Origin of the sequence: Streptomyces ipomoeae 91-03 (assembly GCF_000317595.1) — a bacterium.
GTDB lineage: Bacteria > Actinomycetota > Actinomycetes > Streptomycetales > Streptomycetaceae > Streptomyces > Streptomyces ipomoeae.
In genome coordinates this window covers 1-24,439 of record NZ_AEJC01000466.1, presented here as the reverse complement: position 1 = coordinate 24,439, position 24,439 = coordinate 1, and the positions used below count along the sequence as shown (strand labels likewise).

The 24,439-nt window shown below is 61.1% G+C and carries 25 protein-coding genes and 1 pseudogene; 18 read left to right on the top strand and 8 right to left on the bottom strand.

Features of this window, described 5'->3' with window-relative positions; all coding sequences use genetic code 11:
• Positions 1 to 58 precede the first annotated feature (58 nt).
• From STRIP9103_RS30385 to STRIP9103_RS30375, 3 genes are all read left to right on the top strand, one after another.
• Positions 59 to 1,024, top strand: coding sequence for an ABC transporter ATP-binding protein (locus tag STRIP9103_RS30385; RefSeq protein ID WP_009326813.1), 966 nt, complete (start codon positions 59 to 61; stop codon positions 1,022 to 1,024).
• A 2-nt stretch (positions 1,025 to 1,026) separates the two neighbouring features.
• Positions 1,027 to 1,749, top strand: a complete 723-nt coding sequence (locus STRIP9103_RS30380) for an ABC-2 transporter permease (RefSeq protein WP_009326817.1) — start codon at positions 1,027 to 1,029, stop codon at positions 1,747 to 1,749.
• Between the two features lie 141 nt (positions 1,750 to 1,890).
• Positions 1,891 to 2,328: a hypothetical protein gene (locus STRIP9103_RS30375; protein WP_009326810.1), complete on the top strand. Its 438-nt coding sequence runs from the start codon at positions 1,891 to 1,893 to the stop codon at positions 2,326 to 2,328.
• A gap of 33 nt (positions 2,329 to 2,361) precedes the next feature.
• Here STRIP9103_RS30375 and STRIP9103_RS52105 read toward each other — a convergent pair.
• Positions 2,362 to 2,436, bottom strand: a pseudogene (locus STRIP9103_RS52105) (mismatch-specific DNA-glycosylase); the annotation flags it as partial.
• Between the two features lie 44 nt (positions 2,437 to 2,480).
• Here STRIP9103_RS52105 and STRIP9103_RS47280 point away from each other — a divergent pair.
• The 11 genes from STRIP9103_RS47280 (at position 2,481) to STRIP9103_RS30340 (ending at position 15,306) form a co-directional block, all read left to right on the top strand.
• Positions 2,481 to 3,905: a recombinase family protein gene (locus STRIP9103_RS47280; RefSeq protein ID WP_158696924.1), complete on the top strand. Its 1,425-nt coding sequence runs from the start codon at positions 2,481 to 2,483 to the stop codon at positions 3,903 to 3,905.
• A 302-nt stretch (positions 3,906 to 4,207) separates the two neighbouring features.
• Entirely contained in the window at positions 4,208 to 4,537 is a 330-nt protein-coding gene (locus STRIP9103_RS30370; RefSeq protein ID WP_048821276.1) for a hypothetical protein, read from the top strand.
• A 175-nt stretch (positions 4,538 to 4,712) separates the two neighbouring features.
• The gene (locus STRIP9103_RS30365; RefSeq protein WP_048821275.1) at positions 4,713 to 5,204 is read left to right on the top strand and encodes a DUF3846 domain-containing protein; all 492 of its coding nucleotides are present in this window, start codon (positions 4,713 to 4,715) and stop codon (positions 5,202 to 5,204) included.
• A 252-nt stretch (positions 5,205 to 5,456) separates the two neighbouring features.
• The gene (locus tag STRIP9103_RS30360; RefSeq protein ID WP_078614102.1) at positions 5,457 to 7,694 is read left to right on the top strand and encodes an SGNH/GDSL hydrolase family protein; all 2,238 of its coding nucleotides are present in this window, start codon (positions 5,457 to 5,459) and stop codon (positions 7,692 to 7,694) included.
• A 121-nt stretch (positions 7,695 to 7,815) separates the two neighbouring features.
• Positions 7,816 to 8,292, top strand: a complete 477-nt coding sequence (locus STRIP9103_RS50210; protein WP_158696923.1) for a hypothetical protein — start codon at positions 7,816 to 7,818, stop codon at positions 8,290 to 8,292.
• Between the two features lie 324 nt (positions 8,293 to 8,616).
• Positions 8,617 to 9,387 carry an IS5/IS1182 family transposase gene (locus STRIP9103_RS30355; RefSeq protein WP_009322201.1) on the top strand — a complete coding sequence of 257 codons (771 nt, stop codon included), beginning with the start codon at positions 8,617 to 8,619 and terminating at the stop codon, positions 9,385 to 9,387.
• A gap of 73 nt (positions 9,388 to 9,460) precedes the next feature.
• Positions 9,461 to 11,680 carry a type IV secretory system conjugative DNA transfer family protein gene (locus tag STRIP9103_RS30350; RefSeq protein ID WP_009326804.1) on the top strand — a complete coding sequence of 740 codons (2,220 nt, stop codon included), beginning with the start codon at positions 9,461 to 9,463 and terminating at the stop codon, positions 11,678 to 11,680.
• Between the two features lie 115 nt (positions 11,681 to 11,795).
• Positions 11,796 to 12,620 (top strand): replication-relaxation family protein, encoded by an 825-nt coding sequence (locus tag STRIP9103_RS30345; protein ID WP_009326808.1) that lies wholly within the window; start codon positions 11,796 to 11,798, stop codon positions 12,618 to 12,620.
• Positions 12,621 to 12,703: 83 nt separating this feature from the next.
• Positions 12,704 to 12,937, top strand: a complete 234-nt coding sequence (locus STRIP9103_RS47275) for a helix-turn-helix domain-containing protein (RefSeq protein WP_078614101.1) — start codon at positions 12,704 to 12,706, stop codon at positions 12,935 to 12,937.
• 104 nt (positions 12,938 to 13,041) lie between these two features.
• On the top strand, positions 13,042 to 14,358 hold the full coding sequence (locus tag STRIP9103_RS47270; RefSeq protein WP_158696922.1) for a tyrosine-type recombinase/integrase: 1,317 nt from the start codon (positions 13,042 to 13,044) through the stop codon (positions 14,356 to 14,358).
• 90 nt (positions 14,359 to 14,448) lie between these two features.
• Positions 14,449 to 15,306, top strand: a complete 858-nt coding sequence (locus tag STRIP9103_RS30340) for a hypothetical protein (protein WP_234022342.1) — start codon at positions 14,449 to 14,451, stop codon at positions 15,304 to 15,306.
• A 154-nt stretch (positions 15,307 to 15,460) separates the two neighbouring features.
• On the opposite strand, the gene STRIP9103_RS30335 is transcribed toward STRIP9103_RS30340, so the two are convergent.
• Positions 15,461 to 15,721, bottom strand: coding sequence for a helix-turn-helix domain-containing protein (locus STRIP9103_RS30335; protein ID WP_048821281.1), 261 nt, complete (start codon positions 15,719 to 15,721; stop codon positions 15,461 to 15,463).
• 276 nt (positions 15,722 to 15,997) lie between these two features.
• Between STRIP9103_RS30335 and STRIP9103_RS30330 the strand changes: the two genes are divergently transcribed.
• Entirely contained in the window at positions 15,998 to 17,113 is a 1,116-nt protein-coding gene (locus STRIP9103_RS30330; RefSeq protein ID WP_009326812.1) for a hypothetical protein, read from the top strand.
• Positions 17,114 to 17,298: 185 nt separating this feature from the next.
• Here STRIP9103_RS30330 and STRIP9103_RS30325 read toward each other — a convergent pair whose 3' ends face one another.
• Positions 17,299 to 18,543, bottom strand: a complete 1,245-nt coding sequence (locus STRIP9103_RS30325; protein WP_009326826.1) for a class I SAM-dependent methyltransferase — start codon at positions 18,541 to 18,543, stop codon at positions 17,299 to 17,301.
• A gap of 339 nt (positions 18,544 to 18,882) precedes the next feature.
• On the opposite strand from STRIP9103_RS30325, the gene STRIP9103_RS30320 reads away from it, so the two are divergent.
• The 3 genes from STRIP9103_RS30320 to STRIP9103_RS30310 all read left to right on the top strand — a co-directional run bounded on the left by STRIP9103_RS30320 (position 18,883) and on the right by STRIP9103_RS30310 (position 21,202).
• Entirely contained in the window at positions 18,883 to 19,107 is a 225-nt protein-coding gene (locus tag STRIP9103_RS30320; protein ID WP_048821271.1) for a hypothetical protein, read from the top strand.
• Entirely contained in the window at positions 19,104 to 19,358 is a 255-nt protein-coding gene (locus STRIP9103_RS30315) for a hypothetical protein (protein WP_009326831.1), read from the top strand. The genes STRIP9103_RS30320 and STRIP9103_RS30315 overlap by 4 nt, the downstream gene beginning before the upstream one ends.
• 467 nt (positions 19,359 to 19,825) lie before the next feature.
• Positions 19,826 to 21,202, top strand: coding sequence for an IS1380 family transposase (locus STRIP9103_RS30310; RefSeq protein WP_009302281.1), 1,377 nt, complete (start codon positions 19,826 to 19,828; stop codon positions 21,200 to 21,202).
• A 366-nt stretch (positions 21,203 to 21,568) separates the two neighbouring features.
• Here STRIP9103_RS30310 and STRIP9103_RS47265 read toward each other — a convergent pair whose 3' ends face one another.
• The 5 genes from STRIP9103_RS47265 to STRIP9103_RS30285 all read right to left on the bottom strand — a co-directional run bounded on the left by STRIP9103_RS47265 (position 21,569) and on the right by STRIP9103_RS30285 (position 24,384).
• A complete protein-coding gene (locus STRIP9103_RS47265; RefSeq protein WP_078614099.1) occupies positions 21,569 to 22,438 on the bottom strand; it encodes a transposase in 870 nt (289 codons plus the stop codon).
• A gap of 215 nt (positions 22,439 to 22,653) precedes the next feature.
• Positions 22,654 to 22,866 carry a hypothetical protein gene (locus tag STRIP9103_RS30300; RefSeq protein ID WP_048821269.1) on the bottom strand — a complete coding sequence of 71 codons (213 nt, stop codon included), beginning with the start codon at positions 22,864 to 22,866 and terminating at the stop codon, positions 22,654 to 22,656.
• Positions 22,866 to 23,156 carry a DUF2958 domain-containing protein gene (locus STRIP9103_RS30295; protein ID WP_048821268.1) on the bottom strand — a complete coding sequence of 97 codons (291 nt, stop codon included), beginning with the start codon at positions 23,154 to 23,156 and terminating at the stop codon, positions 22,866 to 22,868. The genes STRIP9103_RS30300 and STRIP9103_RS30295 overlap by 1 nt, the downstream gene beginning before the upstream one ends.
• Positions 23,153 to 23,467, bottom strand: coding sequence for a hypothetical protein (locus tag STRIP9103_RS30290; RefSeq protein WP_009326822.1), 315 nt, complete (start codon positions 23,465 to 23,467; stop codon positions 23,153 to 23,155). Before STRIP9103_RS30290 ends, STRIP9103_RS30295 begins: the two co-directional genes overlap by 4 nt.
• 236 nt (positions 23,468 to 23,703) lie before the next feature.
• On the bottom strand, positions 23,704 to 24,384 hold the full coding sequence (locus STRIP9103_RS30285) for a replication-relaxation family protein (protein WP_009326819.1): 681 nt from the start codon (positions 24,382 to 24,384) through the stop codon (positions 23,704 to 23,706).
• Positions 24,385 to 24,439: the final 55 nt, after the last annotated feature.

Sequence of the window (24,439 nt, the reverse complement as noted above, 5' to 3'; positions counted from 1 at the left end):
AGAGTCTCTCCACCCGCGGGGGAGGCCCCGGCACCGCGCCGACGGCCAGGCTGGGCCCATGACCAGCATCGACGTACAGGACCTCACCAAGGAGTACGGCACCACCCGCGCCGTGGACCATCTCACCTTCCGCGTGGAACCCGGCCGCGTCACCGGCTTCCTCGGCCCCAACGGTGCCGGAAAGTCCACCACCATGCGGCTCGTCCTCGGCCTGGACCGGCCGACCTCCGGCACCACCACCATCGGCGGCCGTGCCTACACCGCCCTCGACGAACCCCTCCGCCAGGTGGGCGCCCTCCTCGACGCACAGGCCGCGCACGGATCACGTACCGCCCACGACCATCTGCGCGCACTCGCGGTGAGCAACCGCATCCGGCTCACCCGCGTCGACGAGGTCCTGGAGGAGACGGGCCTGACGACGGTCGCACGGCGCAGGGTGAAGACCTACTCCCTGGGGATGCGGCAACGCCTGGGCATCGCGGCGGCCCTGCTCGGCGACCCACCCGTCGTCCTGCTGGACGAGCCCTCCAACGGCCTGGATCCCGAAGGGATCATCTGGATCCGTGAGTTGCTGCGCCGCCTCGCCCGCGAGGGCCGGACCGTCCTGGTCTCCAGCCACCTCATGAACGAGACGGCCTCCTTCGCCGACCACCTGATCGTCCTCGGGCGTGGCCGTCTCCTCGCCGACACCCCCATGCGGGAGTTCATCCACGCGCGCGTGCAGCCCCGCGTACGGGTGCGCACCACCGACCCCGACGCGCTCGCCGAGCTCCTCGCCCGGCACGGCCATCGGGCGGACCTGGGCGAGCGTGAGCACGGACGCCATGACACCTCCGCCACCGCCATCGTGTACGACGCGCGCGTGGAGGACATCGGCCGTCTCGCCTCCGGCGCGGGCCTGACCGTCCTCGAACTCGCCGCCGAGGAGGGCACCTTGGAGCAGGCCTACCTCGATCTGACGGCCGCGGAGGCCGAATTCACCGCCTCCGCATCCGCCATCCCCGCCCAGCCCCAGGAGGCCTGACCATGGCGTTCGCACCCGTCCTCCACTCCGAGTGGATCAAGATCCGTACCCTGCGGTCGATGGCCTGGGCCCTCCTCGCGATGGTCCTCGCCACCGCATGCTTCTCCGCACTCGCCGGACTCGACTCCGACGGCACCGACTTCGACCCGCTGTACGCCGCCTTCTTCGGCGTCAACTTCGGCCAGGTCGCGGCGATCGCCTTCGGGACGACGGCCCTCTCGTCGGAGTTCCACGGCGGCGCCCTCGGACTCTCGCTGGCCGCCGTACCCCATCGGGGCCGGTGGTTCACGGCCAAGACGGTCGCGATCGGCGTACCGGCCCTCGCCATCGGCCTGGTCACGGGGTTCGTGAGCCTCGTCGTCGGCAAGGCGGTCCTGGGTGACAAGGCGAGCGGGATCTCGACGGCCGAGGGTCTGCGCGGCGCCGTCGGTTGCGGTGTCTACCTCGCTCTGATGGCTCTGTTCGCGGCCGGCCTGACCGCCGTCCTGCGCAGCGGCGTGGCCACTCTCAGCGTCCTCGTCCCGTTCCTGCTCATCGTCTCCTTCGTCGTCGGGGGAGCCACCGGCGGCGTCGCCGACTTCCTGCCCGACAAGGCGGGCCAGGTGATCCTCCACGAGACGTCCGACAGCGCGCTGGGCTCCTGGACCGGACTGGCGGTGACCGCGATCTGGACGGCGGTCGCACTCGCGGCGGGCGCGTGGAGCGTACGACGCCGGGACGCCTGACCAAGATCCCGGCTCGCCGAGGACGACGACGGCTCCGCGCCCGTCAACCTCCCCCTACGAACCGCACGCTGTGGACCTCACCCACCCCGGCGGGCCGCTGCCGCACCGCCAATTGTCAGAGGCGCCCGCTTTACTGGACGCATGAGCATCGCGCAGCACCTCGCCGTCATCGACCGGCTGTGCTCCGAGGACTTCCCGGCGGAGCCCGGCCGGTCCGACGTCGGCACGGCCGGGCCCGGTTATCACGTCGCCGAGTTACGGACGAGCGCCGACTTCTGGGACGACGACGGCACACGCCGGGAGGAGACCGAGGAGCAGTACGAGGCGGAAAGGGACGCCCTGTCGAAGCGGCTGACCGAGCGCTGGGGAGCCCCGGACGTGTTCAGCCTGTGGAGCGTGTCCAGTCGGTACCTGGAGGGTGAGGACATACCCGAGCCCTGGGGGCCCCTCAGCTCGCACGTCCCGGACGTCCACCTCTGGCAGGCCGACGGCCGCTGGACAGCCCTCGGCGTCTCCCAGTGGGACAAGGAACTCCCGTTCCAACTCGTCGCCCTGATAACGGAGATCGCCCCACCCTGACAGCGCTGACCTCCACCGGCACACCCTCGGCGATCAGCCCTCCGCCGCCAGGCGCAACCGTCCGAACTCCTCCGCCATCGTCGCCGCCGTCCAATGCGCGTTGAGACCTCTGAACATTTTAATAACTACCCATTTGTAATAAAATTGATCTTGTGAGTAGGATCAATGCAGAACCAAATTCGCCTTTGATGGTCGCCCCTTATGCTCGCATTTCCGATACGGATGAAGAGCGGGCACCTGGCATCGATCGACAGTTGCGTACAGTCCACCCACTTATTACGTCACGGGACGCTGTTAAGGCGCGCGACTACATCGACAACGACAAGTCGGCCTTTAAGCCGGAAGTCTTTCGTGACGACTTCGAGGCATGGCTTCAGGACTTCATCGACGGCAAGAACGACGGCATAGCCGCATGGGACCTCGACCGCATCTTTCGGCAAAACGGAGATCTGGAACGGGTCATCAAAGCGTACTGCCATGCCTACTACAAGGAGGGGCGCCCCAAGCCCGTATTGTGGCTGCCCTCAATGACCATTGATCTCACGGACCCTGACGCCCAGGTTATTGCCCGCGTATTGGTCGCTGTCGCTAACCAGTCAAGTGCCAAGACCGTGAAACGGGTCACCGACTTCTACCGCGACGAAGCGTTGAAGGGAAAGATCTACAGCAACTACCCGGCGTTCTACCGCAACAAAGATGGCTCGATCAATCCGGAGAAGGCGGCGATCACGTTCAAAGCGATTGAGGATGTGTTCTCGGGCGTGCGTCCAACAGCCATCGCTGATGAGTGGCGAACAAAGAGCATCACGACAGCACGCGGAGGGCGGGTAAATGGTGACTCGGTACGCCGAATCCTTGTTGATCCAGGTATTGCTGGTCTTGCGGTCTACCGTAAAGAACTGTTGATCGGACCGGATGGAAATCCAATCCAGCGCCAGGACGGTGGTCTGATAGACGAGGCGACCTGGCGGGCGCTCTGCAAGGAGCTTGAGGCTCAACCTGGACGGCGACGGAAACCAACGAAGGCGCTTCTCAGTAAGTTTCTTCGCTGTGGCCTCTGTGGCTCCCGCATGGTACGCACCCGCAAGACGGACACCTACTTCACTTATAGCTGTCAGTCGGTTGATGCTGGTGGGTGCGCCAGGGTAGCTATATCCGGCCCCAAGCTCGACAAACAGATCACCACCTTGGTGCTGGCGTATCTCAGTCAACCGATCGACGCCGTAGAAGAGAAGCCCTTTGAGGGGCAATCGCGGCTCGATGAAGTAACGGCAAAGATAGCCGAGCTCATGACCGCTTACCGTACTGGTGCGATGTCTGGTTCGATCGTTTTCCCCTCGATCAAAGAGCTTGAGGACGAACAGAAACTTCTTCAGTCACAGGCAGCCAAGCATGTTCGTACGAAGAGGAAGGTCACGACCGCTGCTGATGAGTGGGATCACATCGGCCTAGAGCGCCAACAGAGCATCATCAGCGAAGTCTTTGTGGTAATTGTCATCGAGCCTGCCAGCAACCCCAAGGCCGGAGTGTACGAAGCAGAACGGGCGAAGCCTGTTTGGCGTTCACCCGAGCAGTAACTTTTTGATCTTTTCCCAGCGCTCCGCAGTGAGAGGAGGTGCCTTAGCGAGCTGCCGTGCTTGCCAGTCCTGCGACATTGTAGTCGCGGGGCTGGATTTTTTTGTGCCCTGCCGTTTCGTTGATGCTGGTGTATTCGTTTGCGCTGCCATGGATAATTCTCTGTATTTAATTATATATTCATCGTCCGGAAATTACCACGAACAAAACCCACCACCCCGTTGTCAGCTCGGTTTGGCTAAATAAGAGTACGGCCGGAGGAAAAGCCTCCGACCAAGCACCTACCACCGAGTGGAGCAGAAAGATGGCAATTGTCAGCCAGAAGGTCTCAGACCTCAGCGGTAAGCAGGGGACGGACAAGCAGTTCGCCGCAGTCGTCGTCCGGCAGCACCCGGACATCGACTCGCCGAAGGCGCTGGACGTGCTCGCTTCCGAGCTGGGCGCGTTCAAGGACATCAGCGATGACCTCGTGATCCTCGAAATCACGACGCCCGACGGCAAGAAGCGCGACGCGTACGTACCCCTGGAGGAGTTCAACAAGGCCGCCGACAACATGCCCCAGATTCTGAAGGACGCGCGCGGCACCCGTGGCCGTGTCCCCGGAACCAAGGTCGGCAACGGAAACGGCAGCTAACCCCCCAGTCTCCGTATCTGCCAACGCTCCCGACAGTACGGAAATCCCCCGTCCTGGTGGCTCCTTGGGAGTCATCGGGGCGGGGCTCATCAACTTGGCCACGTGAGGTTCAAATCTGAGGTGAAACGACCGTCACCTCAGACGCAGTCCCACGGTCGAGAACCTAGGTGATCCTGTGATTACCGGCATCTTGTTCCCCTGCGACGAGGAACAGCCCATCAAGCGGATCGAGTTCGACGCGGAGAACCATACGACCATTCAAGAGATGGTTGAAGGTACGTTCGAGGCATTCAACCTCGACACCCCGCCGGCTTCGATCCTGGCGAACGACGAGGCGATGCTTTATTCGCTTCCGTTCAACCACCGCGCAACCGTCCTGTTGTGGCAGCACGCCAAGGGTCTCCGCGGCAAGGCGTACATCACCGGGAACGCAGTCCTTACCGGAGCACCCGATGGACGCGGCTTCACCAAATCGGTGCCCAGCGAGCTGATCGAGCTGCTCCTGGAAACCGAGACGTACGCCGTTGAGTTCCTTCACGATCCCAATGGCTCGTGGTTGCGGAAAGCGGGGACGTTCACCGACTGGTTCGAGGCGTACAACTACGCGATCATCCACGAGGAGACGTACGCCACCGTGAGGAGTGCTCGGGTCATCCGTGCCGAGTAGCGGCCCGTGAAACGCCCCGTTCCAGCGATCCTTTGGCGATCGCTGGAACGGGGCTCAGTTATTTTCTCGCACCTCTAAAGGAACGTTGTAAATTCTACTCTTTGCAAAAATGGCCGATGATGTCATAAATAGTCTCGGCTCTTCAGTCAAAAAGGAATGTTTCGAGGGTGGTTCCGCCGTCAGGCGTGAGCCGCCCTTTTTCGTTCCTCGTTCATTCACAACCAAGCAATCAGGAAGGTGGTGTAAGCCATCATGCGTAAATCACGTACGCCGGTAATGCTCGCTCTCGCGGGCGTGCTGGCGTCGCTGATCACGTTCGTTTCTTCGGGAACAGCCGTGGCAGCGGAGTACATCCCGCCGACACAGTGGCCTCCGGTGCAGGTCGGTACCTACAGCATCTACAGCCAGTCCAAGGTGAGCCCGCAGGGTCAGCTGACACTGAGCTGCAATGCCTACGAGACTGCGCAGGACCTCGTGACTTACGGCCCCACGGGCAGTGAGGTACGACGACTGTCGCACACCGCTCAGATCGACGGCGTCTCCAACTGCATCAACAACGTCGCGATCGGCAAGAACGGCGACCTATACGGTTCGCCGTACCAGGGCACCAACCTGCTCGCCTATACGGGCAACACGCTGAAGTGGAAGTACCCCCTGGGGTGCACCTACTACGCGGCAAATCCCGTCATGGGTGCGGACGGCAACGTCTATGCCATCAACAACAACGGCCGGCTGATCGGCCTGACTCCCGAAGTGGAGCCGGGTACGACGCAGCCGAAGAAGGTGCTGGACGTTCTCGCCACCAATGCGCGATGTGACACAAGGTTGATTGCGCACAAGGACGGGATTGTCACCATCCGAAGCGCGAGGGCAACCTTCTACAGCTACGACGGCGTCAACCTCGGTGGTTCGCCGAGTGACGCCATCGTGCGGGAGGAAATCAACCCGATCAGTGCCACTGGCAGGCTGTTCTACGACACGTACGTCGAGTCCAACAGCCTGCGGAGTGCGACCATTTCTGCCTACGACTACGGTCGGAAGCAGACGACGTGGTCGACCACCGTATCCACGAACGGCGCATACGTTTATTCCGCCATGCCTTCCGCAACCCCCGACGGGGGCGCGGTCGTCTATATCCGCGAGAAGGAGAAGGACGCACTTGGCGCGTGGACGGGTCGCATGGGATTCTCCCTGGTCAAGCTGAACGCGTTCGGCATCGTGCAGTGGAGGAAAACTCTTCCGCTCGATGTTGGTCAAAACACGTTCAGTGATGCGGAAGTCAAGGTGGACGTGAATGGCAACATCATCGTTGCCAGGAGCGGCCAGTTCAAGACCAACAGTTCTTCCCAGGGATACGCCGAAGGCATTTCCATCGCTGCCTTCAAGAGCAGTGACGGCACGGCCATCTACGACCAGGCGATGCGTGGCAACCTGGACATGAATTCCGGTGACATCACGGGATACCGCTTCAAGTGGAACACCTCGCAGCCCGCATCGGGCGTGCTGTACCTCGCCGCGCAACCGTGCAGCTATGGAGGGTGCTTCAACACCGTCAAGCTCTACCCCATCAAGGTGACCAGCCTCGGTCTGGACTACCCGCGTGGGGCGGTGTACGACAAGACACCGCGCGCAGCGGCGTCCTACATCGCACTCGGCGACTCGTTCTCGGCGGGTGAAGGTGTCGAGCCTTTCGCGGCTGGCACTGACACCCCGAGCCTGAACAAGTGCCACCGGAGTGACTACGCGTACCCGCGTCTGATCTCCGGTACAAGCGCCAAGATCCCGTCGCTGGGAAGCAACGGATTCCGGGCGTGCTCCGGCGCGGTAACCGAGAACATCACGGACGCGCCGCAGTGGAACGAGGGCACCCAGCTCGGCCTTCCCGCGTGGCCGGACAACACCACGCAGCTCGTCACCATGACGATCGGCGGGAACGACATCAAGTTCGGCGACCTCGGTAAAGCCTGCGTGACAGCCAGTTGCGCCATAGGCAGCAGCGCGTACAACGCGTCGCTCAATGAGATCAACAACGTCCTGCCTGCCAAGCTGGAGGCGACGTACAAGAAGATCCTCCAGCAGACGCCGAACGCGAAGGTCTACGTGCTGGGTTACCCGCACGTGATCGCGAACAAGGCAGCATCAGCCGCCTTCGACAGTCGGTGCTTCTACATGCACGACAGCAGCAACACGACGAACCCGTGGGCAGATGTACAAGGCGCCCGCGACATCGTGACCAAGCTGAACGCGAAGATTCAGCAGAAGGTGAACGACGTTCGTGCCATGAACGCCGGTAACCAGCGCCTGGTCTACGTCCCGCTCGACGGGACGGGCTCGCCGTTCAACGGTCACGAGGTATGCGGCACCGCAAGCTCGTCTTGGTTCCAGAACGTGGACCAAGCGCTCAACGGCCTGGAGTACGTCTTCCACCCCAACAAGCTGGGGTACGAGGGCTACGCCACCGTTGCTGGTGCCGCCATCAACGCCGGGTAACCGGTAAGAACTGAAGAGCCAACACCCCCAGTCTCTGAGCTGCCATCCGGGCAGCACGAGACTGGGGGCTTCTTCATTTCTGGATTGTTTTATGATTCCATCATTGCTACCATAGTGAATAATGAGTAACGTAAAAAAATCGACACGAAAACAAGTTTCATCAGAATTCAAATGGCAAGAACTCGGCGGTACGGAATGGGCTGCGCTAATTTCCGCAACCGCCATAACCCTGCTAGGTTTAGCCTCTCTCGCAACCGCCGCTTCGGGGCGCGCCGTCTTCACGTTTATCGAAGTGCCCACTGCTGCACTTTTCGTACTGCTCGGTTCCCTCATCGCATTTAGGGCACTTAAGCACAGAATTGTTTCCACCTATGCATTGGTGATCGCCTGGTCTCTAACCTTCATTGCTGCATTCGCTATCTTGTCGTGGTTTGGCGAGGCTAGCGGAACCTGTATAGGATTCATGGGCACTCAAATCAGTTGTACAGAGGCCAGTCGTCTTAATGTCGCAATATTCTTACTCAATCCATTCACGCTTGCACTCGCAGCGTTGACGGCAATCAGCGGAATAGCGGCGACGCTCTTTAAGCGCAAATAGCAATAGATCATAAGAGATTTAGCTTCACCGCCCACCGGGCGGTGTTTTGTTTATCTCAGGCAACCGGAAATAAACTCTCGGCTTTTTCTCAGGAAAGTCTCATCCGTCTCAGGCATAGTTAAGAATAAGCAATCACCCGTCCGCGTACAGCTTGCAGACACACGGACCAGTTGCTCCCAGACGACAACGTGAAGTAGCCCCACCACAAGACCCCGCCTTTGAGCGTCGGCCTTGTTTTTAAAATGGTGCTCCTCGTGTCGTCGAAGTTTTCGTGTAACTAAGGGTTGTCCCGTAACTGCTGGTCACGGGTGAGATGATCTTGGTGTGGCTGGTGTGATCACGGCGTCGGAGCCGTCTTGGATAGCCCCGTTCACCGGGCTGAGTCCGCGTCAGTTCAGCAAGCTGATCACCGCCTTGCGGCGGGAGGGCGCGGATCCGGTCCGTAAGGGCCGGCCCTGGAGCCTGCCGCTGGAGGACCGGGTCCTGCTGGTCGCCGCGTACTGGCGCACGAACCTCACCCTGCGCCAGCTCGCCCTGTTGTTCGGGGTATCGAAGTCGGCGGCCGACCGCATCGTCGACCACCTCGGGCCGTCGCTCGCGCTCCAGCAGCGCAAACGGTTCCGCAAGGACACCGTGCTGATCGCGGACGGAACCCTGGTGCCGACCCGCGACCACAGCATCGCCGAGCAGTCGAAGAACTACCGGTACTCCACCAACCACCAGGTCGTCATCGACGCCGACACCCGGCTCGTCGTCGCCGTCGGCCGGCCACTGCCGGGCAACCGCAACGATTGCAAGGCGTGGGAACTGTCCGGCGCAAAGGACGCCGTCGGAAAGACGACCGTGATCGCGGACGGCGGCTACCGGGGCACCGGCCTGGTCATCCCGCACCGCCGCGAACGCGGCCAGGCCGAACTCCCGGCCTGGCAGGAAGAGCACAACGCCTCCCACCGCAAGGTCCGCGCCCGCGTCGAGCACGTATTCGCCCGGATGAAGAGCTGGAAGATCCTGCGCGACTGCCGCCTGAAAGGCGACGGCGTCCACCACGCCATGCTCGGTATCGCCCGCCTGCACAACCTCACCCTCGCCGAGTGACGGGAAACGAGCAGGTCAACCAGCATGCCGTAGATCATTTACGGGACAGCCCTTAGAGAAAGGAGGGATGCCCATGAAGCAACACACCACTATCAAGCGAAGAGGCCCACCAGATCAAAGCGGCCTCGCCTGGTTCGAGCTGCACTTCCCGAACGACCTGACGCCCGCCGAGGTGGTCAAGGCACTGCAACCACTGGCGTACCGGCCCTTGGTCGGCTGGTTCAAGGACACGCCGGCCGTCGCCTTTGAACTCCGCGCACTTCCCGGCAGTGTCCGCTACTGGTTCGGCGTCGACCCCAGGGTCAGCAGCGAGCTACCTGGACAGCTGCAAGCACAACTGCCCGGCTTGGCGGTCGTACCCGTCGACACCCCACCGCGACCGATCCCGCAGTTGGCGGCAACACTTCACGTGCAGCCACCCACACAGCCGCTTCGACCAGAGATGACGAGCGGCATCACGGCAGGGCTAGCTGAGGTCGTGAAGACCCTCACCAAGGGCGAATCGTTCGCGGTGCAATGGGTCGTCGGTCCGGCACAAGCCCGGCACCGACGACCAGAAGCGTTCAGCGTGACGCGGGCGCTCGGCCTGGTGGCCGTCGCCAAGGAGACGACAGAAGACAAGCGGCTCTGGAAGCACAAAGCTTCCGAGCCGCTTTTTCATGTCCGGGGCCGGATCGGTGCACGTTCGCCGGTAGCTGGTCGGGCTCGTGCCATCGTGCGGACGGTTAGTGAAGCGCTCCAGCTTGCCAGCAGTCCGTACGCAGACGTACGAGTCAGTCGACCATCTACCCGTAGCGTGCACCAGCTCGACCTTGTCACCGGCGCTCGGTGGTCGGGCATCCTCAACGCCGCCGAACTCGCCGCCGTCCTGGGGTGGCCGGTAGACGGCACCGACGTACCGGGAACGACTCGCGGCAAAGAACATCCGGCACCGGCATCGCTCCTGCGACCGATAGAAGCGACGGACCACACGAGCGAACGCGTCCTCGGCGCCGGCCTGCATGGAAGTCAGCGCGACCAACTGGTGACGCTGCCGACGGATAGTTCCCTGCACCATCTGCATGTCGTCGGGCCGACAGGAAGCGGCAAGTCGACGCTGTTGGATCAGCTTGTCCGTGCCGACATCGCGGCAGGGCGAAGTGTCTTCGTTCTGGAACCACGCGGCGACCTCGTAGAAGCGATCCTGGCCGGCGTCCCCGCGGAGCGGCGTAAGGACGTCGTCGTCATCGAACCCGGGAGTGCCAACAAGGTCATCGGCTTCAACCCACTGGCCGGTCCCATCGAGGAGGCCGAGCAGCGCGCCGATCACCTGTTGCACTTGTTCCACGAGCTGTACGACCGCAGCATCGGCCCGCGAAGTACTGACGTTCTTCTGCATAGCTTCATCGCGCTGGCTCGCAGTACCGACGGCACCCTTGCGGACGTTCCGGTGTTGCTGACCAACGCCGCCTTCCGTCGGCGGGTGCTCGCCACCACCAACGACCCGCTTGTCCTGGCCCCGTTCTTCTCCTGGTATGACGGCCTGTCCGAAGCCGAACGCCAACAAGTCATCGCGCCCGTGCTCAACAAGACACGGGCATTTTTGACCCGCACGCCGATCCGGCGCCTGGTCGGTCAAGCGACACCGCGGTTCTTCGTGGACGAGCTGTTCCAACGTCCGCGCATCGTGCTGGTGAACCTGAACACCGGCGTCACGGGCGACGAGACGGCTGATCTGATCGGTGCACTGCTGGTGACACAGCTCTGGCAAGCGATGCAGCGACGGGCCATGGTGCCCTCGACCCACCGTCAGCCGGCCATGGTCGTTATCGACGAGGTGCAACGGTACTTGCGACTGCCCGTAGACATCGGCGACATGTTCGCCCAGGCGCGCGGCCTTGGTGTCGGGCTCACGATGGCGCATCAGCACATGGCACAGCTCCCGCCAAAGCTCCGCGCCGGTTTCACGGCCAACGCCCGTAACCGTGTCGCCTTCCGTCCAAGCACCGAGGACGCAGCGCCACTCGCCACTGTTCTTGGTGGCGGCCTCACTGCCAATGATCTGCTGCTGCTCGGTGCCCACGAGGTGTACGCCGAAGTCCTGGTGAACCGCACCCCAAGCGAGCCGTTCCGTATCCGTACCCGTCAGCCGGAGGGGCGTCGCCTCAGTGATCCGGCCGACCTACGCAACGAGAGCGCGGCGCGGTACGGCGTCGACGGCCAGGCGCTCGACGCTGCCCTTGAACACCGCTGGCAAGCACACACTTCGACGCTCAGCGCTCCCATCGGGCAGTTGCCTCGGAGGTCCGCCTGATGTCTTCGCCTCGTGGTTCGCGTCGCCCTTCACGTCGTGTTGGTTGCCCTGGACGCTTCCCCTCTGTTGGAGGGAGGTACGCGCCAGCGAGATTTTCACCAACAGGAGTTTCCCTATGGTGAAACCATCCTCGCCACAGAACGCGCGGGTGGCCCGGTTGCGTCATCAGCTCAGCCCGCGTGATCTCGCCGTACTGGGCATCTTGCAGCGCGTACGCCTGGCAAGCCTGCGCCACCTACAGCGACTCCTCGTAGTCGATGGATCGCCACGAGCTCGAACCCGTCGCGCGCAGCTCATGATGACGCGACTTACCGAACTCGGTCTGGTGACGCGGTTCTCACGGATCATCGGGGGTGCGCGGGCCGGATCATCCGGCTACATCTACGGGCTGAGCGGGTTGGGACAAGCCGTCATCGGGACGGACGGCCCGCTCGGCGGCAGGCGTCGCCGGGTGTGGGAGTCGAAACCGTACTTCCAAGACCACATGCTCGCCGTCGCTGAACTCTACGTTCAGCTCGTCGAGCAGCACCGGCTTGGTCAGGGCGACCTCTTGGCGTTCGACGCTGAACCCGCCGCGTGGCGTCACTTCACCGGGAAGCTGGGTGAACTCGTCATGGTCAGACCGGACGCCTACGTGCGGATAGGTCGCGCCGCCATCGAACACAGCAGCTTCGTCGAGGTGGACATGGCCACGGAGACGCTGCCGACGATCCGGAAGAAGTGCCTGCGGTACGTCGAGTACTGGCGAAGCGGCATGGAGCAACAGTTGCGGGGCGTCTTCCCAAAGGTCGTCTGGCTGGTTGAAACCGAGCATCGACGCACGCGGATCGCGGGCGTGATCGGGAAGCTCGCCCTCGATGCCCAGGCGCTCTTTGATGTCGGTCTCCTCTCAGTCGGCCCGCAGCTCCTTGAAGAAGGCAATCAAGGAGCCGCCGCATGATGACGAAATCACAATGCCGAGGTCCGCCTTCGGGCTTAACAGAATGATCAAGATGCGTTTAACTAGAAGGAGGAAACACATTTATGAAAGAGTCAATCATGCGTGCCGTCAACACTGGGGAGGACGACACCAAACTACTAACGGTGGCCCAAGCTATGGAACATTTGGGCATCCGGAGCAGGTCGAAGCTTTACGACCTGATACTTGGAGATAATCCAGTGCTCAAGTCAATAAAAATCGGTCGCAGCCGAAAGATCCCCTTCGGTGCCGTACGTGAGTACGTCTTGCAGCAGTGGAAACAGGAGTCATTCGCCTGATGGCTCGGCGTAGGGCTAATGGCGAGGGCACGATCTATCCGCGCAAGGATGGACGTTGGGAGGGTGCAACCTACGTTCTTACGACAGTGGGAAAACGAAAGCGGGTGCGCGTCTACGGCGCCACCCGCGCTGAGGTTAGCCAGAAGCTCACCGAGATCAAGGCCAACCACAACAAGGGTGTGCCCGTCGCCGACAAAGCATGGCTCCTGGCAGACTACTTGGACTACTGGCTAGAAGCAGTCGTCAAAAAAGTAGATAAGCCAAAGACGTACGAGGACTACGAGTGTGTCGCCCGACTTTACCTCAAACCCAACATTGGCAATAAAAGGCTTACCGACATTAGGGTTCAGACTGTTCGTGCGCTGCTTGGCCAACTTCTCGAACAGGGTCACTCGCCTCGCAGACTTCAAACGATAAAGACAACGCTCAGCGCCGCCCTCACTTATGCAATGCGCGAGGAGTTAATAGGCCGCAACGTCGCACGGTTAGCTGAGACGCCAACATATAAGCCAAAAAAGAAGGCAGCCCCCTGGACACCCGAAGAGGCACAGCAGTTTTGGGAGGTCGCCAAAGAGCATCGACTGTCGGGAGCCTGGTGCCTTGCCCTCTTTTATGGGCCGCGCCGAGGAGAGATTCTTGGCCTTCGATGGCAAGACGTCGATCTGGTAGCGGGCGAGATTCAGTTGACACAGCAGCTCCAAAAAGTCAAAGGCGAGTTACTATTCGTCTCACTGAAGACTGAATCGAGCGAGCGTCCATTGCCGATTCTTGGAGTTCTAAGAGAGGAGCTTGTTCGACTTAAGGAAGCTAGGAAAGAGAGCCCGCCGTCCGAGCATGACCTTGTTTTCACGTCAACCAAGGGGACGCCCATTGATCCACGGAACTTCTCGGACAGGACGTTCAAACGGCTATGTAAGTTGGCTGGTGTAAGAAACATCCGGTTCCACGACACACGGCACACCGTAACGTCCATGCTTGACTTCCTTGGTGTCCAACTGAAAGTTGCTCAAACCATAATGGGGCACAGCAGCGCACTTACAACGCAGCAGTATTACCAGCACGCATATGACAGCCAGATTGAGAACGCCCTGGAACTCGTAGAACAAACACTTCAAACACCCAAAACCGCCCAGTCTGATGGGACTGGGCGGTTGATGGATGTTCTTGACGGTTGCCGTCAAGTTAGCCGTCAAAGTCATTTCTGGCACGACTTTCTGGCATGGATCATATCTGGAGGGCCAACTGGGGCTCGAACCCAGGACACCCTGCTTAAGAGATCGGTCCACGACACCGTAAATAAGCGCGTCACCGAGGTTGATGCGCTCTTGCAAGACCGTCGTCGTCGGTGGGTGCTCGGTGTCGTTGCCGTCAGCGCTGCCGTCAAAAACACCGGGGGTGAGGACGTCGAGCTTGCTGCGTAGATCGAGCCCGGCAACCCACCGCCGGCCACGGCCGCTTGACCCGTGCGACCTAGCTGCGCAGGACGCACGAGCTGTGCGGTAATGGCTGTCGTGGATCAGAACTCACTGCGGAAGCTCGTGGAAGGTCAGCTCCTCCGGCTGGAGGGCAACGCCTTCCAGGACTGCATGGACCGGCTCGGCCGGGAGCTGTACCCCAGCGACTACCAACCTGTGCGAGCGGCCGGGCCGAAGGGCGACACCAAGAACGATGGCTACTGCCCGAAGGCCCGGGTGTTCTTTGCTGCACACGCGACGCGTGGTGAGCGGATCGACAAGACCAAAGCGAAGATCCGCGGTGACTTGGAGGGCTGTCTCAACGAGCACCGTGACGTACGGGTGTGGCGATTCCTCACCAACGACACCTTGCCGGGCGAGGTCGACCAGTTCATCGACAACGAGCTTCGCCCGTTGTACCCCGGCGTCACCATCGAGGTGTGGGGACTCAAGACGCTGGCCGATGAGATCAGCAAGCCCAAGAAGGAGCAGGTCGACAGGATCATTGACGTCATCACGGTGGACGAGCCAGCGTTTCAAGTCGTGCTACTCGACCACATGAAGACAGGGCGTGACCTCTGGCCGATCCTCTCCGGCTGCCTTGGATGGTTGCCGCATGAGGAACCAGACGACTGCACCGACGAGGAGCAGGACCTCATAGACAGCGCGGTCCAAGCCTTTCAGGACTGGAGCGATGTCTCAGGAGACATCGAGTTCTCTCGCTCCTCGGTACGGGATGCACAGCGAAGCATCACCGCCATCCTGGAGGAGCTTGCGGAGAAGAAGCTCGCTCTCTTCGCCGCAACGAAGGACGACTATCCGCTCACTGGTGGCCCATCGCCGCTCTTGGGGACTGTGGCCATCTTCAGGATCACGCGGGTGACGAGTACTGACGGCATACCCACCAACGGGTGACGAGGGTGCCCTACCGGGCATGAACCGCAGGTTCAACTGCGCGCCGGCCACGCGCTGTAGGTCGACTCGAACCGGCTACACCAACCAGCACGCTTGAACGACGGGCAGCCCCCTGTCGTCCTCGCCTCTTCGCGGGGCGAGGCTTTTTCATGCCCTACTCCTGGCTACCCGTGGAGTCCTCTGGAGCCTTGAGCCCCTGCACGAGGTCGCCCGCATCAATCCCGAGCGCATCGGCCAGCTTGAGGATGTTGTGCAAGCTGACGTTGCGCTGGCCGCGTTCGACCTGACCAATGAATGTCCAGTGCATACCGCTGTCGTCGGCAAGGCGTTCCTGGCTCTTGCCGAGCTCGTTCCGGCGGGCACGCACCCGCGCGCCGAACGTCTGCGCTGCGTCTGAGATGGGCTGTTTTGCCATGGCGAGCCCTAGCCCATACGTCCCAAGCCTCAAGATCCAGAGAGTATGCGTCCCAACACTCTGCATCCCATGACTTTGTGTCCTATTCTGGCGTGGCAGTTCTCGAACGAGGGAGGTGATGATCATGTTGCACGCCAACGGTGGCGGTGGCGGCACGAAGCGCTAGCGCTCGTCCTGCTCACCCTTTGGAAGCCCCGAGTTCACCCCGTGACTCGGGGCTTCCTGCTGAGCGAACCATTGCTCTGACCTGCAAGTTCTGTATAATTGATCTTGTATATGTCGAGCCCGTTAGAACGTCTCTACAAGACCAAGCTTGCACTGCTCTCGACCATCGTCACGGTGGTTGGTATTGCCCTAATGGTCATCGCTCACTGGGCAAGCGGCAGTATGGCCGTGACCTGGCTCAACGCTCTGCCCGTCATGGACGTGGGCTCGGCACTCTTCACGACCGGGCTCATCGCCATCGCTTTCGCCTACATCGACCAGGCCGACGCCGAGACCCGCGCCAACGAGCGGCTGCGGAAGATCCTCGCCGAAGAAGCACCCGCCATCCGGGACGCTGTCGTGGACGGCTTCGCCTTCGCCCCGGACTCGCTGACCAATGTCGCCTCGGACAAGACGCTCGACCGCATCGTCGAGAACACGTTGGGCATCCGGCTCGGCGACAAGGAGCTTGCCGCTGACGCGTACCGCGACTTGAAGCAACAGATCATCGGAGCGCGGCAGCGCTGGGAGGACGCTCACGTCTCGGTCGCACTCGCACCCTGGAAGAAGGGGCCTGTTTCGGGCAAGGGGTCGATGTTCGTGGCCACCATCTCGTGGGAGTACCGCTTCACCCCGTCGAGCCCAGTGCTCCGCTTCTCGTGCGTCTCAGACCTGGACGCCTTCCGAGAGCTGTCGGCCGATCCAACTTCCACCATGGCTTGGTACTTCGATCCGGTGGGCAACCTGGACGCCTCCTCACCTGAAGTCTTCGAGCTTGTGCAGGTTGCCGTGAACGGCAAGAACCAAAGCATCCGGCGCACCACTCGAAAAGGTGGCCAGACCTACGCCTGCACCCTGAACGACGACGTTGATCCGAAGAGCGAGGTGACCATCTCGTACACGTACCGCGTCCTGGTCCAACGGCACGGCCACACGCTCCACCTTGACTTGAGCCAACCGACCAAGAACTTCCGGGCTGAACTCTGGTACGGCGACTGCGGCATCCGTCGCATGAACGTCCTCGACTACCTGTCCGGTCCGCGGCAGCCGAGGTATCGACACCTTGAAGCCTCCGATCCATCCCCGAGTGTCGAAGTGGCCTACGAGGGCTGGACGTTCCCGAAGGGCGGAGTGGCATTCGTCTGGGTACTGGAAGACGAGATGGACGGAAGCAGGCCGCAGGCGTGAGCCGGTAGCTTCGATCGTTACGAAGGGACTGTCCGACAGCTGCGCTCCCATCTCTGGAAGCGTGCGATCCAATGGCACGCCGGCGGGCGCGGTAGGTCGAGCCGATCCAACCGCAGACACAACAGCACCCCGTGCCGTGCTCGGCTACGGGGTGTTCAAGGGCGGCAAGTCGTGAGGCCGGTCGCCTACGCGCGCTCGATGTCGATTCGGTTGTCTACCCCTGAGATGGACAGGAAGTACTGACGGTCTTCGGTGAGGCTTGCGTGCAGGAACATGAAACCGGCCTTACCCAACTCGGTGATGATCTCAGGTGTGGAGAGGTGCCACGCCCGGAACAGGAGGATTGCGTCACCCTTCTCTAGGTAGAGCTCGCGTTTCTTTGTGCCGCCCAGGTCGAACTGAATCTGCAAGGCTGTCTTGAGACGGACGCGAACGTAGCGCATCTTCTTCTCACTGTCGAAGCCGCTCTCTACGTCGTATGACGACTCGTCGATGTTCAGCAAGTCAAGGATGTACTTGAAGTTGGGCGCGAGGCTGATCGAGCCCGGCACCGGCCCTAAGTCCAGATACCGCCTCGATGCTTCGGTGTCCGGCTTGAGCGTATGGATTAGTAGGTCATTGCGATGCATGCTGTTGAAGATGGGTTTCAGAGCATCATTGGAAGAGCGGAAGTTGACCGACGTTCCACCGAGCAACAGCACGAGGTTCAAAGTCTGGTCGGCTTCCTCATCGAGCATGTCCGCAACAACGAGGTCATCAAACTGCTCGTTGGTGATGTCGCGGACATAGCCCTCAAACTTCACAGCGTCGCCGTACCAGTCTTTGACGTTCCGCTCAGCGATTCCAAGCATCGTCGGGCTGATGTCGATGCCTATGTAGCGGTGGAGTACGCCACGATCAAGGAGGTGCCCTAGCAGCTCCTTGACTGGTCGAGCATTTCCAACGCCGAGGTCAATGACGTTGACCTTCTTCTTGTTCTTGAGGAAGCGGTCGATAGTGACGAGGTTGTCTTGGATAAGTTCAATGGTGCTCATAAGAGAGTTAGCCGCACCCTCCGACTCGAAGCGATCCATCCGGCCTTCCCAGTTCTTCGCCCCATCCTGCAAGTAGTTGTACTGAAGCGGAATCTCGCCGTGCACGCTTAGGTTCGTGATGATATCGAGGATCTGGCGCTCGCTATATATGTCGAAGAACTCTGGTTCAGGCAGGATCGTCTTGTAGTAGGCCGCGTTGCGGTGCTTCTTGCCCTTATCGGCAAGCGCCTTCAAGGTGAGCCGGTTTTCCGGGGTATCCAAGACGAAGGTGTATTTACCCTTCGCGTAAAGCTTCAGGTCGCTCTTGCCGTGTTTGGCTAAATCAATCCAGTTGTATACGGTTTTCGCAGAGACGCCGTATAACTCGGCAAGTTCAGATTGTTTAAAGTAGGGCATATTTAGTTGTTACTACAGTTAATTAATGTTGCATGCTTCACAAAAAGTCGGTAAGATAAGAATAAGCATAGCGCTTTGCTGCCCATGAATGGCGGGTATTGTTGTCTGTACCTCTACAGCAATTATACGCCTCAAAACCAGAAAGTGGAGTTTTAAAAGCGAGCGTATATCACCTACACATAATATACACTAAATGCGCTTCCTTTGAAACATTCCGCCCCTAAAGTCAAAGGAAGATGAACTATGAAGAATACGCAACCAGTGCCCGTACCCCGCCGAGAGTCCGAAGCCTCCAGACTTCTGCGCGCCGCTACCACCCAGGAAAGCACCCCTTTCTTAATGTTCGAGGTGGCGTCACGAAGTCAGGATCATGTCTCGCTCGGTGAGTTCAAGGCAGACGAGCCGCTCATTGGCTTCTCGCTTGAAGTAACGCCGGACTGCGACCCGGAGGACGTGACGGCCCAGATCACCAAGCTCGGCGCGGCGTATGACGAGTACGAGCTGGTCCTGCACGTTGCCAACCGCAGCCGACAGGCGGTGAACGTCGAGGTTCAGCAGCTATGACCGCTGAAGTGTTGGCTTCCGAGGTCATCCCGCCGCACGAGGACAGGCGCATCGTCATCGGGGAGTACGAAGCAGAAGAGCTGATCCCCGAGCTGGACGTCACCGACAACGCAGACGGCTATGACCTCGTTGCGTGGCTGCGGAACGACCAGCGCATGGCGGACGGCTCGATCCACGTAGTGCTGTTCGTCCAGAACTACAGCAGCCAGCCCGTGACCGTCTTCGTGAGACGGAAGCCAGACGAGCACTGATCCCGACGACCAAGCAGCAGCACGCTGCCACCTTGAACACCCCGTAGCCCAGCAGAGCACGGGGTGCTGTTGTGTCTGTGGCTGGATCGGCTCGACCTACCGTCCCCGCCGGCGTGCGGTTAGATCGGACGGCTCCAGCACGAGGCCGTGGCGGGGGATGGTCGCGGACACTCAAGCGCTACGGAGCTGGGCGATGACTGCGGCCTCCTGCGTCCCGTGGCCGGCTGCGGGTTGGTCAGCGCGACCTACGCGGCGATCGCGCGTTCCTCGCGACACAGCAACCAGACAACGTACCCGCTGTCAGATGAGGCTTGCGTCTATGTCGTCCTGCATCTGCTCTACTAGCCTCGCGCTTTCACGAGGTGGGCTGTCCAAGAGTTGATCAGAAACACGGAAAGTGCCCTTGACCTGCAACGATAGGACTTGCTGAGGGTCCTGTTGGCTGCAAGGAAAAGAGCACTTTCCAGGTGAGAGAGCCTATCTCGTCGTACCCACGTGTCCGTGTCCAGGGAGACGGTCGGCAGGTGGTCTCGCAGGCCGGTGCGGTCCTGCTGATGGAGACGGTCCGCAAGACGGGCCTTGACCAGGCGATATCCGCAGCTCTGGCTCCGTGGCGGAAGCCGCGGGCCGTCCACGATCCCGGCAAGATCCTCCTGGACGTCGCCATGGCGGTCGCACTGGGCGGGGACTGCCTCGCGGACGTCGCCATGCTGCGGTGTGAGCCGGCCGTCTTCGGCCCGGTCGCCTCCGACCCGACCGTCTCCCGCCTGATCGACACCCTCGCCGCATCCGGCGAGAAAGCCCTGCAGGCCGTCCGGTCCGCACGCTCCGAAGTCCGTCATCGTGCCTGGTCGTTGGCCGGCAAAAACGCCCCGGACGCCGACGGTCAGGTCACCGTCGACCTCGATGGCGTCCTCGTGATCGCCCACTCCGACAAGCAGGACGCGGCCGCGACCTGGAAGAAGACCTACGGCCATCACCCGCTGACGGCCTTCGTCGACCACGGACCGGGCGGAACCGGAGAGCCCGTCGCCACCCTCCTCAGACCGGGAAACGCGGGCTCCAACACCGCCGCCGACCACATCACCACCGCCCAACTCGCCCTGGCCCAACTGCCCAAGCGCTACCGGCGCGGGCGGCAGACGCTGATCCGCACGGACTCCGCCGGCGGCACCCACGACTTCGTGTCCTGGCTCGCGAAGCGGGGCCGATGGCTGTCCTACTCGGTCGGCATGACGGTCACCGAAGCGATCCACGAACACGTACTGAAGGTCCCCGCCTCGGCCTGGACCCCGGCCGTCGAGGCCGACGGTGAGGCCCGGGACGGGGCCTGGGTCGCCGAGCTCACCGGCAAGCTCCTTAACGGCTGGCCCAAGGGCATGCGGCTCATCGTCCGCAAGGAAAGGCCCCATCCCGGCGCCCAGTTGAGGATCACGGACGCGGACGGCATGCGGATCACGTGCTTCGCGACCAACACCACCGGCCGGCCGATCGCCGAGCTCGAACTCCGTCACCGGCTCCGGGCACGGGCCGAGGACCGGATCCGGGCTGCCCGGGCCACCGGCCTGCGCAACCTGCCCCTGCACGACACCGCCCAGAACCGGGTCTGGATGGAGATCGTCCAGATCGCGCTCGACCTGCTGGCCTGGATGCCCATGCTCGCCCTGACCGGCCGGGCGAGGCTCTGGGAACCGCGTCGCTTGCGGTTCCGCCTGTTTTCCGCAGCCGGCCAGCTCGTCACCACCAGTCGGCGCAGGATTCTCCGCCTCGCCCGGCACTGGCCCTGGACCGGCGAGATCACCGCCGCCCTTGAACGGCTCGCGCTCCTGCCCGACCCCGGCTGACCAGCAACCCACCGTCCCTGCGACAGCATCACCCGCCCCGGGCAGTGGAACCCGGCGCCCACCCGACGCGACAGCCGGGCCACCGGCCTGCCCGGCATCAGCTCCGGAAAGCAAAAGGGTCCACCGACTCCGTCGGCGGACCCTCAAGAAAGATCGAGGCTAGTTCAATCGCACGGTCCGAGTATTCAGGATCACGCAGGACCATGATGGTGATCCTGAAACATAGGGAGGTGTACTGATACACAGTTGTCCGCGTTCTGCCGCAGCGCTGACAGCGCAGCGTGGTTCGGAAGCAATACCCTATCGGCCATACAACCGAGAAAAGCTCAACTTCCTCCGCATACCAAGACCATGGATGTAAATGCATTACGCCCTACCTCTGGCACGTGGGCGTGTTTCAACCTGCCGCAGCCACTCCACTAGGCGTTCAGCACCAGGCTGGCCGTCGAGGGCAGTAAGCGTGCGTGCGAAGACCCTCTTCTTCTTGTAACTGCTGACCCGAGTCTCAATGGATGCATGGTTGCCGTACCGGCGTGGCACCTGAGTCCATGCCGTCTGGTTGGAGTGTCGGTACAACATGCCGTTGAACTCTCGGCGTGTACTTACTAGCCCTTTTTCCGTCTTCATGCGTGGGGTGTCCGATGGCAGGGTCTGCGTGAGTAGTTGCCATTCATCATCGGTGAGGTCGCTTGGGGCTAAACCCGTAACCTGATGCCAGGCTCTTAGAAGCGCGGGCGGCTCATAGTCATGGACGAGCGTGAAAGAATGTGGCCTACCTTTCGCACCAAGCTCTCTAGCCAGATCCCTTACTTCATCGGCTGTCAGATGCGTTTCAAGCCACAGATCAGCGTCGTCACGCTCGTGCTGGTTCTGCCACCTATCGAGGTGGCCGATGAGTTGGTCAAGGCTGGGTACCGCTTTCACGGCTGCTTGGTAGACCTCGTAAGCGATCTCGTGCGGCTCGTTCTGTTGGATCAGCGCGCCTATTGCCGTGCGTCGTTGCGGCGGGTTTTCCAGCATCTCAGCGTCTAAACCAAACAGGACAGTGGCGACTTCTTGGGGAATCGCGCTCGTCAGATAGTGCGTGATTGCTTCCCGTAGCTCGTCAGTCCACTCCTGAACATCGTAGGCCGGATCTTCTACGTTGTACTCGTAGATGTTTCCGAATTGCGGTTCAAGGTATTCACCTAAGAGCTCGTACTGTGGCCATTCTGCTGTTGTTTCCTCGGTTTCCATCTGATGCCTATTTTCTCATTACTGCTTTGTGTTGTCGAGCAGTAGCGCTTTTGGTGAACGGGACGGCTTGCCGCGTGCTCGACGGGTCTTGGTCGTCGCCTGCTGCGACGGCACCGCGGGCGCTTGTAGAAGCGAGCGGTTCAGGGGTACGCCGGCGGGGGCGGTAGGTCGCACGGGACAACTACCGCCAGGCCACCGACGATGACCGCGCTGAGCTACGCAGGCCAGAGTGCGAGCGGTAGCCAGCAGCCCAGCACCACACCGGCCGCGACGGCAAAGTGCATGTCGATCTGAGTGCGTACCTTCTTCGGCAAGCGTCGCTGTGAACGGCTACGCCTGGTGGGTTCGTCGCGCGCCAGCTCGCCGAGGATGGTGCCGCCACCCCAGGTGTCGACGATGTGATTGCCAACGACCCTGTAGCGGGCCATCACTCCAGCTCCTTCGCCGGGGTGGGTACGAAGAACTGGTCCCGCTCTACCGGCAAGCCAAGCGGTCCGCGCACTTGCTCTAGTTCGTTAAGGCTGAAGGTGCCGTACTCCGTTTCAACGCCATGCACCAAGCCAAAGAAGATTCGCTGCTCTGGATCGTACTCAATCCCGTACCAGGTCCAATGACTGTCCGGAGTAAAGAACTTCACTCGTGCCACCGGATTCGGGTTTTCGTCGTTAGTACCAAGTGGCGGCAACCGCCGTTCGATATCTTTGGTTAAGAGTTTCACATCACCCCCTTCTTCGTCACGGCGTGAGCCATCGCGCTAATGGTGCGGTGGATCTTCCACGGGTTGACCGATTGGCTTGGCTGCTCGTCCTCGCGTTTGACGGATATGTACGCCGCATCGGCTACCGTTGACAGTCGCGTCGGCGCGTTGTAGTCGATCGCTTCAATGTCGAACTCGCCCACCTTGCCGGTCAGCTTGACGACGTACCGGGCATCTTTCCTGCTGTGCGTCTTGATGTCGCACGTGCCGCCTAACTCCTCAATTCTGTTTGCTATGTTTCTGATCCTCATTCCTTTGATCTCCTGCGCCATAGGAAACCGACCTCGTGAAGTGGCTAGGCTTCCGGCGCTTGCTTATGCTGCTTTGGTCCTGAGTGTTCTAGTTGTCGTCTTGTTCTGGTGAAAAATAACCTCCTTGCCCAAAGCGACAGGAGGTGCTATAAATAGCAATGGTTTTGGCTACTTACTTTATGTCTTTATTATAACTAATTCACCCCTGTTATTCAATACTTTCCACCCTTGTTAACGCCGTACTAAATACAACGGTTTCACAATTCCAAAAGTCGGGGTACTAGCTCAGCGAGCAAGCGCACCCGCACCATCTCTTGTTGTTCTTCGGGCAGCCCTCGGAAGACCCGAGCCAGCTCGTTCTTTCGCGCCTCGTGCCTGACGACAAACACCACGTACGGGAAGTAGTCGGCGGTACTGGTTTCGACTGCGCGCCAGTACCCCGCCACCTTGTCGCGGATACGCTTTGGTGCTTCAGTGCCCATGTCGATTTCCAGGAAGTACGAGCCACTTCGCCCCTGCTGTGGGAAGTCGAGCGCCGCGAACAGATCGGCGCGGACGACGGGCGGGACGAGCGTTTCAACCGCCCACTCCTTGAGGACAAGCACGCCCGCGCTTTTCGCCCGCCTGAGTTCCAGGTAGGTATCCGCAACCATCAGGGCGTGGTTATTTACCGTGGACGACGGGCGGCTGTCGATTTCCAAAATCGACCGCCCGAACCGACCGAGCTGGTAGACGAACGCACCCGCCCCGCCCTTGTGGCTGCTGGCACGACGACCGACACGGGAAAGGAACTGTTCGCGGACGAGCCGCCCCAGCACTTTGTCCGGCACCGAGTGCGAGCGGTCAGGGAAAACAAGTTCCGTCACATGAGAAGAAGCAAGCTGGGTAAACCGTCCAACCAGGCTCAGGACTTCGAGGTCGCGGGGTGTCAGCTCCATAGTGGGCGTGCTCCACGGGTAGTCATGTCAGTTGAAGCGGGGTCATCGCTGGTCA